The organism is Thiomicrorhabdus arctica DSM 13458, from assembly GCF_000381085.1.
Classification (GTDB): Bacteria; Pseudomonadota; Gammaproteobacteria; order Thiomicrospirales; family Thiomicrospiraceae; genus Thiomicrorhabdus; species Thiomicrorhabdus arctica.
Genome location: NZ_KB905901.1, coordinates 1 through 19,459 on the forward strand (window position 1 = coordinate 1; position 19,459 = coordinate 19,459).

Annotated in this window: 17 protein-coding genes and 1 tRNA gene; 9 read left to right on the plus strand and 9 right to left on the minus strand. The window is 40.0% G+C overall.

Annotation, left to right across the window (positions count from 1 at the left end):
- Positions 1-293 precede the first annotated feature (293 nt).
- Positions 294-370: transfer RNA gene (locus F612_RS0109590), tRNA-Arg, on the plus strand.
- 250 nt (positions 371-620) lie between these two features.
- On the opposite strand, the gene F612_RS0109595 is transcribed toward F612_RS0109590, so the two are convergent.
- The 5 genes from F612_RS0109595 to F612_RS0109615 all read right to left on the minus strand — a co-directional run bounded on the left by F612_RS0109595 (position 621) and on the right by F612_RS0109615 (position 8,245).
- Positions 621-2,576 carry an alpha-amylase family glycosyl hydrolase gene (locus F612_RS0109595; protein ID WP_019557552.1) on the minus strand — a complete coding sequence of 652 codons (1,956 nt, stop codon included), beginning with the start codon at positions 2,574-2,576 and terminating at the stop codon, positions 621-623.
- Positions 2,577-2,586: 10 nt separating this feature from the next.
- On the minus strand, positions 2,587-3,489 hold the full coding sequence (locus tag F612_RS0109600) for a PfkB family carbohydrate kinase (RefSeq protein ID WP_019557553.1): 903 nt from the start codon (positions 3,487-3,489) through the stop codon (positions 2,587-2,589).
- Positions 3,490-3,497: 8 nt separating this feature from the next.
- On the minus strand, positions 3,498-4,337 hold the full coding sequence (locus F612_RS0109605; protein ID WP_019557554.1) for an HAD-IIB family hydrolase: 840 nt from the start codon (positions 4,335-4,337) through the stop codon (positions 3,498-3,500).
- Positions 4,334-6,514 carry an HAD family hydrolase gene (locus tag F612_RS0109610; protein ID WP_019557555.1) on the minus strand — a complete coding sequence of 727 codons (2,181 nt, stop codon included), beginning with the start codon at positions 6,512-6,514 and terminating at the stop codon, positions 4,334-4,336. The genes F612_RS0109605 and F612_RS0109610 overlap by 4 nt, the downstream gene beginning before the upstream one ends.
- A gap of 351 nt (positions 6,515-6,865) precedes the next feature.
- The gene (locus tag F612_RS0109615) at positions 6,866-8,245 is read right to left on the minus strand and encodes a Y-family DNA polymerase (protein WP_019557556.1); all 1,380 of its coding nucleotides are present in this window, start codon (positions 8,243-8,245) and stop codon (positions 6,866-6,868) included.
- 116 nt (positions 8,246-8,361) lie between these two features.
- Here F612_RS0109615 and F612_RS0109620 point away from each other — a divergent pair, with 116 nt between their 5' ends.
- The 5 genes from F612_RS0109620 (at position 8,362) to F612_RS0109640 (ending at position 13,954) form a co-directional block, all read left to right on the plus strand.
- A complete protein-coding gene (locus F612_RS0109620) occupies positions 8,362-9,012 on the plus strand; it encodes a LexA family protein (protein WP_019557557.1) in 651 nt (216 codons plus the stop codon).
- A gap of 116 nt (positions 9,013-9,128) precedes the next feature.
- A complete protein-coding gene (locus tag F612_RS13025) occupies positions 9,129-11,000 on the plus strand; it encodes a sensor domain-containing diguanylate cyclase (RefSeq protein WP_019557558.1) in 1,872 nt (623 codons plus the stop codon).
- Positions 11,001-11,066: 66 nt separating this feature from the next.
- Positions 11,067-11,453 (plus strand): glycine cleavage system protein GcvH, encoded by a 387-nt coding sequence (gene gcvH, locus F612_RS0109630; RefSeq protein ID WP_019557559.1) that lies wholly within the window; start codon positions 11,067-11,069, stop codon positions 11,451-11,453.
- Between the two features lie 81 nt (positions 11,454-11,534).
- Positions 11,535-12,728, plus strand: a complete 1,194-nt coding sequence (locus F612_RS0109635) for a class I SAM-dependent rRNA methyltransferase (protein WP_019557560.1) — start codon at positions 11,535-11,537, stop codon at positions 12,726-12,728.
- Between the two features lie 26 nt (positions 12,729-12,754).
- On the plus strand, positions 12,755-13,954 hold the full coding sequence (locus tag F612_RS0109640; protein ID WP_019557561.1) for a hypothetical protein: 1,200 nt from the start codon (positions 12,755-12,757) through the stop codon (positions 13,952-13,954).
- A 79-nt stretch (positions 13,955-14,033) separates the two neighbouring features.
- Here the strand turns inward: F612_RS0109640 and lysA are convergent, their stop codons facing one another.
- Positions 14,034-15,287 carry a diaminopimelate decarboxylase gene (gene lysA / locus F612_RS0109645; protein ID WP_019557562.1) on the minus strand — a complete coding sequence of 418 codons (1,254 nt, stop codon included), beginning with the start codon at positions 15,285-15,287 and terminating at the stop codon, positions 14,034-14,036.
- A complete protein-coding gene (lptM, locus tag F612_RS13260; RefSeq protein WP_019557563.1) occupies positions 15,284-15,451 on the minus strand; it encodes an LPS translocon maturation chaperone LptM in 168 nt (55 codons plus the stop codon). The genes lysA and lptM overlap by 4 nt, the downstream gene beginning before the upstream one ends.
- Before the next feature lie 180 nt (positions 15,452-15,631).
- Between lptM and F612_RS0109655 the strand changes: the two genes are divergently transcribed.
- Genes F612_RS0109655 through F612_RS0109665 form a run of 3 tightly spaced genes read left to right on the plus strand, consistent with a single transcriptional unit; the run spans position 15,632 to position 17,859 of the window.
- Entirely contained in the window at positions 15,632-16,300 is a 669-nt protein-coding gene (locus tag F612_RS0109655) for an alpha/beta hydrolase (RefSeq protein WP_019557564.1), read from the plus strand.
- 41 nt (positions 16,301-16,341) lie between these two features.
- Positions 16,342-16,893 carry a HugZ family pyridoxamine 5'-phosphate oxidase gene (locus tag F612_RS0109660; protein WP_019557565.1) on the plus strand — a complete coding sequence of 184 codons (552 nt, stop codon included), beginning with the start codon at positions 16,342-16,344 and terminating at the stop codon, positions 16,891-16,893.
- Positions 16,894-16,938: 45 nt separating this feature from the next.
- Complete coding sequence (locus tag F612_RS0109665) at positions 16,939-17,859, plus strand: PilZ domain-containing protein (protein WP_157760536.1); 921 nt, start codon at positions 16,939-16,941, stop codon at positions 17,857-17,859.
- A gap of 71 nt (positions 17,860-17,930) precedes the next feature.
- Here the strand turns inward: F612_RS0109665 and F612_RS0109670 are convergent, their stop codons facing one another.
- Positions 17,931-18,353 carry a hypothetical protein gene (locus tag F612_RS0109670; protein WP_019557567.1) on the minus strand — a complete coding sequence of 141 codons (423 nt, stop codon included), beginning with the start codon at positions 18,351-18,353 and terminating at the stop codon, positions 17,931-17,933.
- Positions 18,354-18,467: 114 nt separating this feature from the next.
- Positions 18,468-19,409: a PilZ domain-containing protein gene (locus F612_RS0109675; protein WP_019557568.1), complete on the minus strand. Its 942-nt coding sequence runs from the start codon at positions 19,407-19,409 to the stop codon at positions 18,468-18,470.
- Positions 19,410-19,459: the final 50 nt, after the last annotated feature.

Here is a 19,459-nt window from a genome sequence, read left to right on the forward strand (position 1 = left end):
GGTAGTGTGGGAGTTCCCATGTGAGAGTAGGTCATTGCCAAGCTTATATTCTAAAAACCCGTGTTGCCTTAGGCTTCGCGGGTTTTTTTTTGGGTAGAATTCATGCGTATTGCCAAGTGTTGACTGTATACAAGGGTGTTGTTACGTTTAAATTTAGCGTTTATAGAGACTTGAGAAGTAAGTTTTGGCTAAGTTGACCGTGTTAATATTCAATCTCTATTTTACAATAGGCAACCATGGTGATTTATAAAACATAGCCTTAAAACCTTGTATAATATGGCAATCATATATCTGCGTTCGTAGCTCAGCTGGATAGAGCACTGCCCTCCGGAGGCAGGGGTCGGAGATTCGAATTCTCTCGAGCGCACCATTTCTTTTTGAGCCTAGCTCGCCATTCTTATTTAAAATACAAAGTATGTGCTCAATGTCATGAGTCGTTACTGAGCCAGCTACAAATACAACCCAATGATAATTTGAGGTTACTTTTCTTGAGTTATTTAAGATGAACTGTTAACTATAACGTGAAAAATGTCATTATTTTTTGGAGCGCTTGTTAAGGCATAAAACCAACGAACTTTTAACATATAGTGCCTAGTCAGGATTAATCGATTTGACTGCAATCACATCTCTCTCAGCCAATAAAAACCAAATGCCGGGATGATTAATGAATTATTATAAATTTCTGGCTTCTGGCGACTATATAAATCAAACAGTTGACCTTGGTCATAGCTGCCCCAGCTGTGGACATCTTCTAAGTTCAACTTTTGTGGTTGATTGTTAAAATTAGCTACCACTAACACTCGATCACTGAATTTTTGTGGAGAGAACCGGCTAAAAACAAATAAATTTGGGTTGCCAACATCAATTAATTCTCGGTTATTAAAATCAGCAAAAGCATTGATTTCTTTACGAACCGAAATCATCTTTTTAATTCCATTAAATATCTCGTACTCAATGGTTCCTGTTACATGACGCTTTTCGGTTTTTTCCCAGTTAATGTTGGGGCGATGTACCCAACGATTATCATCTACTTTGTTTGGATCATTTAGATAAGCATCATCATTTAAAGTACCAATTTCATCCCCATAATAGAGCAATGGAAGTCCTCCAAAAGAGAGGATCATGCTGTTTAAAAGTAGGATTTGTTTAATTGCAATTTCTTGGGCTTCAATGTCTCCTGAATTGGTAGCGTATTCTAAGCCAATCAATGAGGCGAGTGAACCAGAAACTCTCGAATCTCCTGTTTTAATATTCTCAGCGAACGGTAGGCCATGAGCGTGGGAGCCTTCATAACGCCCAGTCAAATAATTTATTAAAAAGCGACGATGTGATTGAGGTTCATACCCCGCTTGAATAATATCTTTATCATCAAAACCTAAACCAATATCATCATGACAGCGAATGTAGTTTAGCCATGTTGCGCGTTCTAATTTATTAGGCAGACTTTTGATGCCTTGCGTTAATAATTTGGCATTTTTTGTAGCTACAGCATCCCATAAAAGCGCCATATAGGTGGCGTTATAGGCAATTTCACACTCTTTGGCAATCACGGCATCTTCACCAAAGTATTTGGTCACTTCTGATGGAGCCACAATGGCTTCAGCAATAAACAGAACGCCTGGTGCAACGACTTGGCAACAATCTTTAAGCAACTGTAAAATCAAGTGTGCTTCATGTTCATTTTGACAAGTACTGCCGAGTTTTTTCCATAGGAATGCAACCGCATCTAAACGCAAGATATCGGCACCTTTATTTGCCCAGTAGAGTATGACATCCAGCATTTCAATAAAAACAGATGGATTGCTGTAGTTTAAATCCCACTGGTAATTATTGAATACAGTCATGACCCATCGTTGCATTTTGTCATCCCAGGTAAAGTTACCAGGTGCCGTTTCTGGAAAAACTTCCAGCATACTTTGCTCAAACATATCTGGGATATTACGAGATTCGAATGTGTAATAGTAATCTCTGTAAACGGGGTCACCTTCACGGGCTTTTTCAGCCCATTCATGCTCGTCAGAGGTATGATTTAAAACCACATCCAATGCAAGCAATATATCGCGTTCACGCATATCTTCTGAAAGCACTTTTAAATCTTCAAGTGAGCCAACACGGTCATCAATTTCTCTAAAATTACTTACAGCATAGCCACCGTCACTCTGTCCTTCTGGGCATTTCATAATTGGCATAATATGTACAAGGTTTACACCAAGTTCTTGCAGGTAACTTAAATGGCTTTGCATATCTTTAATATCTTTAGCAAAACCATTGGCATATAGCGCCATTCCCACCCATTTTTGATTTAAGAACCAGTTGTAGTCTCGTTCACGTTCTATGTCTTGTTGTTTTAATTCATCAGAGCGTTTAATGTATTTTCTGGCCATGGTTTCAACCAGCTTTAAAGCTTGTTGCTCAAAATCTTCTCTATCGCCATACAGCTTGCCGAATAAACCATGAATAGCATAAAAGTTTGCACCTAGTCGCGTATAAAAATGCCGTAGGTCTTTTTGGTAAATATCCGGCTTGATTTGATTGAGAATGTCATTTAGCATTGAATGGGAGATTTCTTCGTACATAGGCTCTTAACTATTTTTGTGAATCAGTCGTAAGTAATGACTGATAAAAGGTTTTATTATTAGGTGTAGCACCGCGAATGCTTATGATTTTGCTCGCAAGCAACTGTGCTGTAGCGAGTGTTTGTTGAATTGGCCAGTCTTTTATTAAACCATGCATATACACGGCAGTAAAGGCATCGCCCGCACCTACCGCATCAATAAATTGATTTATCTTGTCAGGGATTTCTTTAAAAAACCCATCTGCCGTTAATACTGTAACGCCAGCAGCGCCTTGAGTGACGATTACTTGCTCATTACCAAATTCGGTTTGAAAGGCTTGAATTGCGGTTTCAATGTCCGTTTGCTTAAAGCCTAATTCACGTAATTCATCTATATTAAGTTTGACCCACTTCGCTTGTTTTATCCACTGAGTTAAACTTTGTTTATCCCACCAAGGCGCTCTTAAATTAACATCTAAAAATATATCCCAGTCTCCTGAGTCAACCAGTTTTTGAAACTGTTCTTTTGCATAATCGCTTCTTAAAGCCAGCGAACCATGGTAAAGAATGCCTTTTGGGTTAGGTAAAATTGTTTGAGATTGGTTAATAAAGTCGTAAGCACTGTTAATTTTAATATCGTAATTTGGCTCATCATCCATAAAAGTGACCTGCACTTGGCCTGTTGGATGATTTTCATCTTGTTGAATATTATTGGTAACAATTCCCCAATCTTTAGCCTGGTGAATGATTTTTTGACCAAGCTTATCTTTACCTACTCTAGAAATAAAAATGGGATTAGCGCCCAACGCTTGCAGATGCCAGCAAATATTAAAAGGCGCACCACCCAGCACTTGTTCTTGCTTTTGCTGCTGATTAAAGCAGTCAAATAAAACTTCACCATAAAGTGTAATCTGGTCTGTGGAAGATTGCCTCATAGGAGCATTTACCCTTTTATATATTGTTTGAAGGTTGGCAGGTAGTGCATCACGCCTTGTAATATTCCTGAGCTGTAATTACCGTTGTTATTCTTTGTATTTACGGCTTGATAAAACTGTTGTTCAGTACCTTTTTGCTTAACCAAACTTAACGCTTGTTTTTTCAATTCTGGCGTTGCATTGGCCACCAAAACAGATTGAACTGGGCTAATTAACACTTCAAGATCATTGCCGCTGTCCCCTGCAAACACCACTTCTTGTGCCTCATAACCTAAGTGCTTTTGCAGAAATTCAATGGCATGCAGTTTATTGGCTTTAGGTGGCAAAATATCAAGTAAACCGGTATTACTGGTTTCATCAATACTCCAAATTAAATTGGTGTTTATGTTTAAAGGGCTAAGTTGTTTTTTAACGTGAGCGAAACAGCCACTTTCATCCAGTTGTTGAAGGTCAATATAAAAACTTATTTTATGGGAATTTTGTTTTTCAAACTCCTGTAATGAAATACCCGGTATAGCGCAAACTAAATGATGAATTTTCGTTGGCTCAATTCCATGCCAATCTTGATTAATTTCTTTTTCCCACGCACAGATAGGATGCCATTGATTGTCTTTTTGATGATAAATTCGTGTACCAACATCGGTAATGGCATAGTCGGCTATAGGCAGTTTATATTTCTTAACCGCTTGGCTCATTAATGCCAAATGACGACCCGTAACATAAACCAAAGTGACTGTATGTTCATAGCAAAACTGGCTAAAGGTTTCACGCGCACCGATGGCTTCTTTTTGTATGCCGTTAGGGATAACCGTTCGATCCATATCGGTACAAAGTAGCAGTCTTATCATTCAGGTTCCTGTATTTCGGTTGAGTTGTTATTTTCTTCAGGAGGGCTGCATTTACCAAAGAAATCAAAGTATTCAATAGCTTCTAAAATACCTTCTTCATAACTTTTTTTGGCGTAGTAAATTGTCTCAAGACCTGGAAGATGTGACAACTCTTCTTTATGACGGTTAGCCACCACTACGGCCAGCGTGTTACCACGCATCATATTTTCATCCGCACCAGAGCCACCAATAACCAAGATATGTTCTAATGGTATTTGCCAACGGTCTGCCACATAGCGAAGCGCCATACCTTTAGAAGCTCGCATAGGCAATATATCTAAGTATTTATCAAAAGAAAGCTGAACATTAACAGATTCATCTTCTTGATGAAGTATGCCGTTAATGTGCTCAAGGTCAGTGACATCCTCATTAAGGTAATAACTGATTTTAAAGGGCGTTTGTTCTGACTTAGGCTGTAAATACAAGCCAGGATGACTGTCTAAAAGATCTTTAATTTTATGCCTTATCCAATGAAATTCAATATGTTTTGCCCAATACTTATCTTTATTGAGATTAGGGGCATAGTAAATTTCTGTTCCCGAACTGGTAATTAAGGTATCCGGTTCAGGGAGTTTGTAATGCTTTAGTAAACGCAGAGCGGAATCCATTCTTCTGTTGGTTGCTACAACAAACAAAGTTGATTTTCGGTGCTCTTTTAACAGTGCGATCAGTTTGCTTAACGCTTCTGGATTACCGATAAGGTTATGATCAAGACTGGTGACTAAGGCACGGTCTTTGTAAAGAGCAGAACGCCTTGATATTGGCGTTCTAGGCAAGCGCTCTGATTTTTCAACAATTGGAGTGATTAATTTTAAATAGGTTTCCGCGTGGGATTTCCAGGCATAGTGCTGTTTTACACCGATTAAACCATCTTTAATCATTTGATTTTTCATATCCGGTTTATTGAGCATATCCAGTAAGGCATGAGTGATGGTTTGTGGTTCTAGTGGGTCAATAAGAATACCATTTTGACAGTTCTCTATAATATCTCTAGGTCCACCATCTTCGGTTGCCACAATAGGCAAACCGGATGCAGATGCTTCAATTAAGGTTAACCCAAAGGGTTCGGTTAATGCTGGATTAACAAAAACACCTCCTGATGCGGCGGCAATGCGATAAATAAATGCCACGTCATTTCGGCTATGATGTTTGGGTAAAGACACCTTGCCATATAAATCATAGCGATCAATCATTGACCAAATTTCATGAAATACCTGCTGTGCTCCAGATTCTAAATCATCCACATCATCTCGATTTCCCGCAATAACAAGTAAATTTGATTTTTCTTGAAGTTCAGGTGACTGGCCATATGATTCAATCAGTGCAGCAATATTTTTACGTGGATCGGGTCGTGACAAAGCAAGAATAATTGGCTTGTTTGGATTTGTTAAAGAGTACGTTAGCTGTTGGTAAAGCTCTGAGTTTAATTCATCGCCGCGCGGAGGTTGAAATTGCTCTAAATTGGTTCCAGGAGGAATAACACGCATTTGCTCAGGTTGATAGAAGTCATAAATTTCATACTGCTCTTCAATCTCTTGATGCGTACTGGTAATGACTCTTTCTGCAGTAGCCAAAACATGTTCTTCGGCATTAATTCGTCTAGACATGTTGTACTGTTCTGCGATCTCTTTTGGCGAGACACCGTTTGCAAAAAGTCTTGCTCGCTTCACACGCCCTAATGAATGGCCCGTATGAATAAGAGGAATAGATAACTGATTGGCTAACTGGCTACCCACGTAACCCGAGTCTGCATAATGACTGTGAATAATATCAGGATAGTGCTCTTGATCACGGAAATACTCCATCATATTGTCAGCAAACGCATCAAGATAATCCCATAACTGCTCTTTGAATATGTATTCTTCGGGACCTGCCTCTATTCTGATAATAGAGAGCTTATCATTGACCTTCTCAAGGGGTTGTGCATATTCATAATCAACCGTCTTATCTTTAACCAAGCGTGTAAAAATTTCTACTTTACCCACCTCAGGCCTTTCCGATAAAGCTTGAGCGAGTTCTAGAACATACAGAATCTGCCCGCCTGTATCGGCATCTCGTCCTAACTCCAAGTTATTTCCGCGGAGAAGACCATGAACACTAATAAGGGCGATATACACATTCGTTGGTTTTTCAGTCATACCTTTCACTTTTTTGATGAGTCTTGTCGACGTCTGCGAATCAATATTGTTAAAAGACTCTTTGGGTGGTTTTTAATCTCTCTTTTATATCATACTATATATATAAATACTTAGTGTGCGCCTAGAAATTTGTGTGAAAGTTTTGAGCCGTGAATACACGTAAAAAATCCTTGATAAGGTAAGCCTGTAGATTGGCTTTATTGCTAAAAATGCATATCCATATCCATTTAGTGATTTTTTTCAAATAACAAAAAAAATGCCAGTCCTGATAACTTAGAATAACGTTCTTCAAAGACGAAAGGTTCAACTCCTTTCCAATTTACTTTTTTAATAATACTCTGTTTATAAATTCTAAGTCTTAACCGTCTGTAACTCATTCCAACGTGTGGTACACCTAGGTGACATTAAATTTCGATTCATCTTCCAACTCTGCTGGTGTAGTCCACTGTTAGCAAGTTGTAGGCTGCCTTTGCCCATTCTATGGTTCATTTGATCCATTACCAACATTAACGCGTCTGATTTTTGATTGCCTGAATAGTGTGGATTGGGTGCGAATAGATCCGTTTGGATAGCTCCTTTTGGGTTGATTTGAGATAAGCTGACACTTGCTTTTAAATATTGAAAGCCGGGTTTCCATATTTTTTTTAGGGCACGTAAACTCATTTTACTGAGTAAAACGGTGCTGTCGCTGGGGTAGATCAACGGTAGGCTTATTTGATTTTGATACTGGAGGACGTTTTCTCGATAGGGCGGGGTGGTGATGTAGACGGTTATCATCTGGCAAGCACCCTTTTGTCCACGTAACTTTTCTGCTGCGACTGCTGTGTAGCTAGCAACCGCTTGACGCATATCATCAAAGTGCTCAACCAATTTTCCAAAAGACCGTGACGAAATAATTTGTTTTTTTTCATTGATTTTTTCGGCGTAATTGTCCGAGAGTTTCGCTAGAGTGTGCTCATGAAAAGGGAAGCAGGCCTGACCATTTAACTCTAATAAAGTGCGCTCAACATTCACGGAAAATTGTTGGCGAATTGTTTTTGGATCAGAGTACTTTAAATCGTAAGCCGTGACGATGTTTTGCGATTCCAACTTCTGTGATAGCTGCTTGCCGATTCCCCAAACTTTACCAACCTTGACCGTTTTATATAACGCGTCTTGTCTCTCCTGAGATAAGCAGGTTAAGTCCAAAACATCCATACAGTGTGAGCTTTTTTTAGCTAAGTGATTAGCCAATTTGGCTTGTGTTTTGGATGCGCCAATCCCAACGGCAACCGGAATGCCGATCCATTGAAAAACGGTTTGTTTAAGTTGCTGGGCATAGAGTGTTAAGTCGTCCTTGATGAGGTTCGAAAAGTCCAAAAAGCTTTCATCAATTGAGTAAATCTCTTGCCGCGGTGCAAATTGCGCGCTGATAGCGTGCATGCGCTGGCTCATGTCTGCATAGAGCTCGTAGTTAGAGCTAAACACGGCCGTATTGTGTTTTTTAAGTAAGCGAGCCACTTTAAAATACGGTTGAAACATCATGCTGTCTTTTTGAGCGGCATGATATCCCCCCCTCTCAAAGGGCTGCTTTAAATAATGATCTAACTGTTTGGCCAAATGATTGGCCGCCACAATGCACCCATCATTATTTGAAAGCACGACAACGGGACGACTTTTCAGGGCAGGGTTAAACGCTATTTCGCAGGAGGCATAAAAAGAGTTTCCATCGACCAGAGCATATTTTTTCATTTTTTCTCTTTAATGATTTGGTTTATTTCAGTGAGCCATTTGTGCAATGCTAGTATACTATGAAAAGTGTTACATAAATCAAATGAGACATTCTAAAGGGTAGGGTTTAAAGTTTTATGAGTCATGAAATCGACAAACGCGGTGGGCTTCGGCAAGGATCGGGGCGAAAGAAAGGTTCCGGAAAGTTTGGTGAGCCAACTAGAGTCATGCGCATTCCGCACTCAAAAGTAACTGCGATACAGGCTTGGTTGAATTTATCAAGCAATAAAAATAGTACGGATGTCCTGGATGGTACGGTACCAAAAGTAGGATTAGGCCTTGATAAATCAAACAAAGACTTCTCTGGGTTTGGATGGTATTTACCCGCCAATGATGTGTCTTTTATTGAATTACCGCTGTACAGTCATAAAGTGGTAGCGGGTTTTCCAAGTCCAGCAGATGACTATGTTGAGGAACGGTTAGATTTAAATGAGAAGTTGATTCATAACAAAGAAGCCACTTTTTTACTCGTTGTACAAGGTGACTCTATGCAAAACATAGGCATTAAAGATGGTGATACTTTAATTGTCGATCGGAGTTTGGAACCTCGGGATGGCAAAATCGTGATTGCCGCATTGGATGGCGAATTGACGGTCAAACGCTTATCAATGAAATCCACTGGAACATGGTTAGTACCTGAAAATGATGATTACCCCCCCATCTTGGTCAGAGAGGAGTCCGATATCGTGATTTGGGGCGTAGTGACTTCTGCGATTTCACAATTTTAACTTAATTAGTCTATTCTTGATTTAGAAAAATTTGATGCATTTGGTTGGTTTTTATGGAAAGATGGTAGCTACTAAGATCCTAGTTAAATTAACTCATTGAATATGATGGATAATATGTGAATAAAAATCGGTATGAGAATAGAAATTCATATGTCATCGCTTTGTGGCTTACTGTAGTAGGATTGGTTCTATTTGGTGCGCTCTGGGGCTATGAATGGGGGAAGTCAAGCTTAGAAAGAAGCGCGATATCGGCTTATGAACAAAAGATTGAATCGGACATCAAAGCGTTGATTGAGGATAAAAGAGATGCTTCTATGGCTATTGCCATTACGCTGTCTCAAAACCCAGATATTAAGTCCATGTTGTGCAAAACCTGTGTCCCTGTAAACTTTGATTTTAAGCAACTTTCAGATCAGCTAGCGACCAATACTAATTTCAATAACGTCTGGATACAACTCATTGATGCAGATGGTGCGAGTCTATTAAGAAGTTGGAGTCCTAAGAAAGGCGATTCACTGTTAAAAGTCCGCAAGGATATTGAGGCTAATTTAGCCAATCCTAAAGTGACTCGAACGTTAAGTGTGGGGACCTTTTCACTTTCCGTTAAATCGGCGATGCCTATTTTCGATGAACAGAAAAAGTTGTTAGGCTTGGTTGAGGTGATTTCAAAATTTGGGACTCTGGCAAAACGTTTAAAACAAGCTGAAGATATTGACTCCGTTATTTTGGTGGATAAACGGTTCCGTAAACAGTTGACTAATGCGGAGACGGGTCTGTTTCTAGAAGACTATTATGTGGTCAATAAAACGGCTTTACTTCAGGATCGAGCTTTTTTAGCCAAACTAGCTAAGCTAGGCTTTACGCATTTTGGAGGTTATCAGCTTCACGGACAAACAATTGTTGGGCGACATTTAATCCTAGACAATAGCCATCAAGAGATTGCCTCTTGGTTTACATTTTCTAATAAGAATCAAGTCGATTTTACAGAAATGGAGCAGATATTAGCAGGCTATATCTATGCTGTTATGCTCTTTTTATTACTGCTGACTGTCCTATTTATTGTCTACTGTTTTAAACGTCAGTCGGATGGTCGAAAACGTTATTATCGCCAAATCATTGATTCTGCATCGGACATTATTTTAGTAGCAGATCGTAATAAAGTCGTGGATGCAAATCAGCATTTCTTTGACTTTTATAGTGATTTTTCGACGTTATCTGAATTTCTCAAACAGCATGAAGACCTTAGCAATACCTTTGAAAAAGAAGAAGGCTTTTTACAAAAATATATGCAAGGGGTGTATTGGTTGGATTATGTGCTTCAAAATAGAAAAAAGGTTTATAAAGCTAAAATAATGAAAAATGGTCAGCCTCATTACTTCTCAGTAAAAGCAGGCATGATGGAAGGATTACAAAAACCGTTATTCAATGTTTTACTGCAAGAGATTACCGAACAAGAACTTTATAAAAATCAGTTGGAACATTTATCACAAACGGATGCTTTAACGGGTATAGGAAACCGCCTTTATTTTAATCGTAGTTTGAACAAAGAGATTCAGCGTTCACGACGATATAAGAGTGATTTATCGCTATTAATGTTTGATATTGATTTCTTTAAAAAGGTGAATGATAACTATGGACATGATGTAGGTGACCAGGTATTGGTTGAAATTTCAGCCGTGATACAGTCGCTACTGCGTGAAACAGATATATTGTGTCGTTTTGGCGGGGAAGAATTTGCCATTATTATGCCTGAAACGGGTCTGATTGAAGCCGAAAAGAGTGCTGAACGATTAAGATCAACGATAGAGAAGGTTTCTACAAGTGAGTTTCCGTCAAAACTCACCATTAGTTTTGGTGTGGGCCAGGTAACGAAATGGGATAATGAAAAAACGATTTTAAAACGAGTTGATAATGCCCTATATAGCGCTAAAGAATTAGGTAGAAATCGTGTCGTTGTCGCCGAAGGCGACGTTATCCAAAGGCCTTAAAACTTTTCAGATATCGAAGTTAATTAGTGATATGATTTTGCTATTAAATGCAGGGAGCAAATAGCAATGAGTGTATTACCACATCATCTTAAATATGCAGAGACTCATGAGTGGGTTTACATCAATGAAGACGGTCATGCCCTGGTTGGCATTACTGATTTTGCGCAAGAGGCTTTAGGTGAAATGATGAGTGTCACTTTTCCCGAATTAGGCGGTTATGCCCAAGCCGGGGATGAGGTCATGTCCTTAGAGTCAGTGAAATCAGCGTCTGATATATTTGCACCCGTCAGTGGTGAAATTATTGAAATTAATGAAGCTTTGGAAGATGATCCGGAACTCATAAATGAAGAGCCTTATGATGGCGGTTGGTTATTTAAGATTGCTCCGCACGATCATACCGAGTTAGAAGAGTTGATGTCAGATGCAGATTATCAAGCGCTTATTGACGGTTAATCTTTAGACCCGACTTTCCAAATTTTAAAGAAGAGGCTTTAGCCTCTTTCTTTTTTTAAAACCTTTAAAAAGAAGAACTTTATGTTAGCCAGTTTACGCTTAAAAAAGAACGAAGAACGCCGCATTCAACAAGGTCATATGTGGGTATTTAGTAATGAAGTAGATACCGTTGCAACACCGTTAAAAGATTTTGAGGCTGGGCAGCAAGTCATTATTGAAGCCTCTAACGGTAAGCCATTAGGTATGGGTTTTGTTAATCCGAATACCTTGATTTGTGCACGTTTACTCAGTCGTAGCGCTAAGCTTGAACTGAATATGAAGTTTTTAAAGAAACGCATTCAAGCTGCACAAGAGTTGCGTGAGATGCATTTTGACCAGCCTTTCTATCGACTGGTATTTGGAGATTCTGATGGTCTACCAGGCCTGGTTATTGATCGTTTTGGTGATGTATTTGCTGTGCAAATTACCACTGCAGGTATGGAAGTCATCAAAGAGGATATCGTTCAAGTCCTTGAAAACTTATATCACCCACAAGCGATTGTGATGAAGAATAATACTCCAAGCCGTGAGTTAGAGGGTTTACCTTTGTATGAAGAAGTGGTGTATGGCGAAATGCCTGCTGAACTTATCATTGAAGAGAATGGCGTGAAATTTTCGATTCCGGTTGAAGGTGGTCAAAAGACCGGTTGGTTTTATGATCATCGTATGGCTCGTGGCCGTCTACAGACGCTGGTTAAAGGCAAGCGCGTATTGGATGTCTTTAGTTACCTAGGTGGCTGGGGTGTCGCTGCAGCCGTGGCTGGCGCAGAAGAAGTGACTTGCGTTGATTCATCTGAGTTTGCGTTAGATGGTGTCGATATCAATGCGGCTTTAAATGGCGTAGCAGAGAAGCTAGTGACTATTCAAGGTAATGCCTTTGATGTCTTAAATGCCCTGCGTACCGATGAGCAAAAGTTTGATGTTGTCATTGTCGATCCTCCTGCCTTTATTAAGCGTAAAAAAGACTTTAAAAAGGGTGCTGAAGCCTACCGTCGTATCAATGAAATCGCCATGCGTGTTTTAGAAAAAGACGGTATCTTGGTCTCGGCTTCTTGCTCTCATCATATGACGCGTGATAATTTGTTGACGGCTGTGCAGTCTGCCGCACGTCATATTGATCGCAATGTACAATTGTTTGAGCAAGGTCATCAAGGCCCTGATCATCCTATTCATCCCGCGATTCCGGAAACTGAATATATCAAAACGTTGTTCTTTAAAGTCACACCAACTTGGTAATCGTTAAAAAGGTTTAAAGTCACCCTATGAAAACAGCTTTATCTTTAAACCCGTCCGAAGTTCAACAAAAACAGCTTCAAAAACAGTTATCTAAATCCTGTTTTTGGGATGAAGTTGAACAAACCTTGTGGATTGATTGTCGAAAAGTTCTGCCAGAATTTGGTGTTCTGAATGTCCCTAGCTGGGATTCTTTAACGATGAGTTCATCTAAAATTCCAGCCTATCCAAACAATCTAAGAATTCTTGATTGGTCTAATTATTCTCAAATTTCTTATTGGCGTAAACAGATCCCACAATGGGTGCATGATAGCTGTGCGCTTTTCCCTACCCATCAACTCTCCTTGCTGCATTATGCAGGCAAATATCCGCAAGTTTTAGAGCTACTTGATCATTCTCCAATGCTCGCATGGCGCTTAATAACAGCGGGCTTGGAAGAAGTGGATATTGTCGCGTTATTATCCGGAAAACGCCAAATTATGGCTGGGCAAGTGGGTTGGCCAGAGAAAGTTGAGACAGTAAAGTTTTTACGTAATTTACGTTTACGGTTAGTAAATGACGAGATTGCCGAGCAAATTGAGATTTGTTTAATGGATGAGCAACGTTTAACGGCTTTGCAGACTTTACCTCGAATCAATTCCATGGCTTTGTCTTTGGCAGCTCGTTTTCCTGAGTTGATTGGCTGTAAATTGCACCATGCACTGGCACAACTACCGTGTCGCCCTATGCAGTGTCAAAGCATGGTGGCGTTACTTGAGGATGCTTATAGATTGGCTGAAGCCCTGACTTTGCCACACGCTGAGATTGATAAAATTGGCAACTGTAGATATTTGGTGGAAGTGACTCAAGTCTACCAGGCCTGGTTAAAAATAGGATGTGACGAGTTTGTGCGGGAGATGATGGCCATCAATTCTGAAAAGAAATCCAATCTCGAACAACGACTCTCAGCAGAGCCAAAGGTAATGACCTCATGGCAGGATTGGGTTGAAGTCTCTCGATTACAGCAACATGCTTGGTGGTTGGATTATTCTACGAATGCACAGGGGTTAGTCATTTGGCAGGATAAGGTAGGCGTCTGGTGCGCATTAATCAGCCAAGATTCTGATGAATTCCTTGGTGATTTGCAAACGATTGTGCGGGTAAGAGGGGAGGAAAACTGTTTACCAGGCGCAAAACCTTTGTCAGATTTACATCTTTGGCAGGCGCGTTTATTGCCACAAGGCGACTAAACGAAAAGACCCAAATTTGACCTTGGGTCCTTAAGGTAAGTTTAAGGTAAGTATTAACCTAAATTTCACGTTGCATCGACTAAGATTCAATCAGGAGCTCAGAACCCATTAGGTCTTCATACGTTTCACGTGGACGAATCAACCAGGCCTGGTCATTTTGTACCATGAGTTCTGCCGCACGTGGACGTGTATTGTAATTAGAGCTCATGGTGAAACCATAGGCTCCAGAAGACATTACGGCCAACAAGTCGCCGGCTTTAAGATTTAACGCTCTATCTTTTCCTAAAAAGTCACCCGTTTCACAAACAGGCCCAACTAAATCCCAGTTGGTTTCTAAGCCATCTGTTCTCGGTGTCACCGCAACAATCTCCTGGTAAGCTTGGTATAACGCCGGACGAATTAAATCGTTCATTGCGGCATCAATAATAGCGAAATTTTTATGTTCAGTAGGCTTTAGGTATTCAACTTCGGTTAATAGCACACCGGCATTACCCGCGATGGCACGGCCAGGTTCGATAATCACTTCAATATCAGGGTCATTTAATTTGTTGATTAATGCCTGAATGTATTCCGCAATTGGAGGAGGTACTTCATCGGTATATTGAATGCCTAAACCGCCACCTAAATCTAGGTGATGAATATCAATGCCCATCTCAGCGAGCGTCGCTTTCAACGTTAACACACGCTCTAAGGCATCGACAAAAGGCGTTATCTCAGTTAACTGTGAACCGATATGGCAATCAATGCCAACAGGATTGATGTGCGAGCAAGCGCATGCATCGGCATATAATTCGGGTGCAGTGTTAATATCTACTCCAAACTTATTGTCTTTGAGCCCCGTTGAAATATACGGGTGGGTTTTGGCATCAACATCGGGATTAACTCGAATTGAGATATTAGCTATTAAATCCATGGATTCTGCAACCGTTTGAATACGATCCAACTCGGCATGTGACTCCAAGTTAAAACAACGGATACCGACCTCTAAAGCACGGCGAATTTCGGAAGACTGCTTAGCGACTCCTGAAAAAACTACCTTTTTAGGGTCACCACCAGCACGCAAAACGCGTTCAAGTTCACCTTGTGAGACAATGTCAAAACCTGCGCCTATCTTTGCTAAACTTTGTAAAACAGCAATATTAGAGTTGGTTTTAACGGCATAACAAACTAAATGAGGTTGGCTTCCAAAAGCCGTATCAAAAGCCAGCCAGCGGCTCTCGAATTCCGTTTTAGAGTAAACGTACAATGGAGTGCCATAGCGTTTTGCTAAGCTGTCTAAAGAGACGTCTTCGGCATGGAGGGTACCGTTTTTAAGTTGAAAAGCATGAGTCATTTTGATTCCTGAGAACTAATTAATCGCAAGTTTGTTTGATCAGAAGAGACCGATTGTACGACCTGTTCTGGTGCCTCTTCAGGCAGGACTAAAGGACTTTTTTTGCCACAGCCTGAGAGAAGAGCCGCCAGCAGCAGTAAAAACATGCTTAAAGATAAATGCATAAAAATCAGCCATTGGTTTGGGGTATTTATTCAGTACCCGCGCTAAGTGTTATTGGGAGGTCAGCTTCAATCAACAAGTCTATTTGAAAGATGATTTCTACAATCTCAATAGAATTCTTGTTTAATGAAGTCTTCATCCCTTAGAATGAGGGATATTTTATCAGAAACGAGCGAGCGACAATGCAAGAAGCGAAACAAGCCCCGCCAATTATTATCGAACCGAAAAGCAAAGCCACTGCTGCGGTGATTTGGCTACATGGTTTAGGGGCCGATGGCAATGACTTTGCAGGGCTGGTACCGGAGTTAAGGTTACCCACTCAGCATGGCATTCGGTTTATATTTCCGAATGCACCCGTGCAAGCAGTCACCATAAATGGTGGCATGGAGATGCGTTCTTGGTATGACATTCGTAGTACTGATTTTATGAATGATATTGATGCGGCCGGTATTCGGGTTTCTTGTCATGAGATACATGCATTGGTTCAACAGCAGATTGACTCGGGAATTGACGTTGATAAAATTGTTTTGGCAGGTTTTTCGCAAGGAGGCTTAATCGCACTGCATGCTGGTTTGAGTTTTAGCCAAGCCTTAGCAGGAATTATGGCTCTCTCAACCTATTGCCCTATGAGTGAACAATTTCACTTGCACCTGCACCTGCCTATTTTAATGGCTCACGGAAAATTCGATACCGTCATTCCAATGCCTGTTGCCAAGCAGTCTGCAGAGTCTTTAACTCAATGTGGGTATGTCATTGAGTGGTATGAGTATCCAATGGAACATCAAGTCTGTCTGGATGAGATAGAAGACATCTCAACGTGGCTGGTAAAGACGTTATCGATTGCTTTGTAATTGATATTAGGATCCTTTCATAAAATAAGAAAAGACTAAACGTGACTGAGCTAAAGAATAGTTTGACAGATCAACAAGCGTGCCTAGATTTTTTTCAATCTCGTTCGACACTTATGTTAAGTACCTTTAATTCGCAAGGTACCTTGGAAACCAGTGTGGCACCCTTCGTAACGGATAATGAAGGTCACTTCTATTTATTTGTCAGCGAATTAGCGCGGCACACTCAAAATATTCTAGAGTGGATTACAGTGAATGAAGCTGCATCATTAAACCCTGATTCAGTAAAACGACCAGGCCTGGTGAGTTGTTTACTGGTGGCTGACGAAATTGAAACCAAGCAGTTGTTTGCACGTGAACGTTTGACGATGCAATTAGAACTGGCCGAAGTACTCAGAGCATCTTCACACTTTGAATGGATAATGACACGATTCGAATCAAAATTTGGTGAGATCATCACACTGTTAAAAAGTTTACCGGATTTTCATTTGATTCAGTTAACACCGGTAACAGGTGGCTATGTCAAAGGGTTTGGCCAAGCATTTACCTTTAAAGGTTTTCCGGGTCAGCAATTGCAACCAATTCAACAGAAATAAGTGCAATAAAAATAAAACCCATCCTAAAGATAAAAGGAATTTGTCATGCCTAGTCCAAGGCGTTACTTTAGATATGATGTAAAGGTCCCGATGCACTTGGAACCCGTTGACCGTTATGGGAAATATCTAGGTGCAGACCGTCGCCAATTGATAAATGAGAAAGAAGAGGCGCATTTAAAGAAGTTGGGTGGTCAGCTAGATGAACTGCTCGGTAAAGTCATTAATGCGAGTTCACATGCTCCTCATGTCTTTTTTGTATTGAATCATAGAATCAATTTTATGTGGTGGATGACGGATTTATTGATAGAGTCAAACGATCCACGCCAACAAAGTGACTATCAATTTCGCTCTAAAGAAGACCTAAAATTCTCACCACCGAGCAGTAAAAAAGGCTCTAGCATCACTCCTTTAGTTCAGGGGTTATACCGAGCGATTGAGCTGTATATTGCAGAATTGCAAACGGTGATTCGAAAAAGTGTTTCCGGTAAGATATTTCTTTATCCATGGGCTTCTCAAGGAATGTTTAGTGCCACTCGTTATGTTAAAAATTTGGATAATTTAGTCGATTCAGGCATTTTACCTGCGAAAGTCCTTAAGTTGATGATTGAAAAGCTTAATTTACAGGCAACGGTTTTAGAACGTTTAAAAGGGGTTTACCGTAAGGTTTCTCTTGCAGAGACGTGGCCGAGTTACCAAGCCAATTTAAGTTGTGGGGGGTTTAGTTTTTTAACCAATGAGACGTATCCTATTTTTGGAAAGATGGATATTTTTATGGAAATTGACGCAGAGGTGATGGTCTGCCGTGGCAAAATCATCTCCCAGGTCTTCATGGAAGGTCGGCCATTTCAATATCGCATTGGGGTCGAGTTCGATTTTCTAACGAGTGAGCAAGTGCATGCTATTACTCTGTTTTTACAGCATAAAGAGATTGAGGATGCTATGGCCATGGTGGCTTTACCTTTTTAAAGAAAATCGCAACATATTCCAGATCGTTATTGTGCAGGTTAAAAAGGGTTATTTAGTTTAAAAAGTAAGGGTTAGGGGTGACCTTGAGCATATTTAATATTTTGTTGTTTAACCAGTAACGCATTTTTGATCCATGCCGCCATTTGTGAATGGTCTTGGATTAATGCTTGGTATAGTTCACCGATACTTTCGCCCTTCATGCCATATGCAAAAGCAGTAATCTCAATTAATTTATCAATGTAACGGTTGGGAAAGTGGAGCTGAACTTGAAAGTAGCTGACTTTAGTGAGAATGACGGCATTTAGAACTTTATTCCATTCTTCTCGCGATAAAGCAGGGTATTGTTCTTTTGACAGTTGGCTTGGGCCATCCAATCGAATCGTCAGTAACTCTTTGAGACTTGAAAAGCGGATTAAATCCAGGGCAGGTTCACGGATTGACAGTGCAATAGTATCCATGAAGCTTGGATCAACATCGTGACTACTTCCAGGCATGAATTTTAGTCCTCATAAGATTGTCTGCATTATCGTTCATTTAAAATAGGCTTTTTGCTTTTGCTAAAATGATGTTAAATTTCATCAGAGACAATAGGCCATGAAAATATCTTTTTAAAGAACTATTTTCATACACTCTTTTATTTCTTGTTTTTGAATTTCGAGCTGCAGAAAATCCTGGTCTCTGCCATGCGGAAATTCAAAGTTGATTGCGATGCGTTCCATCTGTTTACGTTCATCGGTTCGTATATCAACCACAGTGCCTTCAAAAGGTAAGACGCGGTCTTGTTCTGCGAAGTAAAGATATACATCAACTCTGGAGTATAAATCATACCGCTTATCCATATGTACCGCGAGGCCGCTAGCACTTGTATTAGCATCTCTAAGGATCCATTCCTGCGGGAACTGCTTTAAATAGTTGTCATCATTGATTTGTCGATAAATTTCTAAATAAGCATCCATAAAATTTGAAAGATTCAATATGGCTTGAATCAATGGAATTTTTTGAAATTTAGGGGCTTGAAAAGTAGCGATCATCTCATCGACTTTAAAATCGACTGGCAAATGACCAGAAACATAAAAGTGGACCGGGGTTGATTGATCGATGCTTTCAACCATTTTGTTTAGAAATATGAGGTATTTATCCTCAATCATCTGTAAATACTGAAATGTTTTTGGCGAAGACGCTTGAATACGAATTGCTTTTTTAAAGCCTTGTTGATGTTCTTTTACACGCATCCAATAACCAGGGTCTTTTCTAGGGTTTTGTCCTTGTGAAATTGAACGAGCACATTCACCAAAAAACTCAATATATTGAATGATTTCTTTAAATATTTCTGTTAATAAAGCGTTCTGTTCTTGAATGCGACCGACGGATTGCACCGTAAAATCTTTGTGCGCCTCAATTCTTCTGAGTAAGCTCGCGGGAAAATAATCTGCACCTGTCGCGTAGATCTCTCGATTCTTAATGGGTGATTTAGGCACAATAAAATAACGTATTGGCATATCAATACGGTGAAAGCGGCGGGCATTACCTTTTCTAAACCATTTATTCATTTTTTTGAGGGAATCCTAGCAAGTAACAAATTTTATTTTATTCTGCTAAT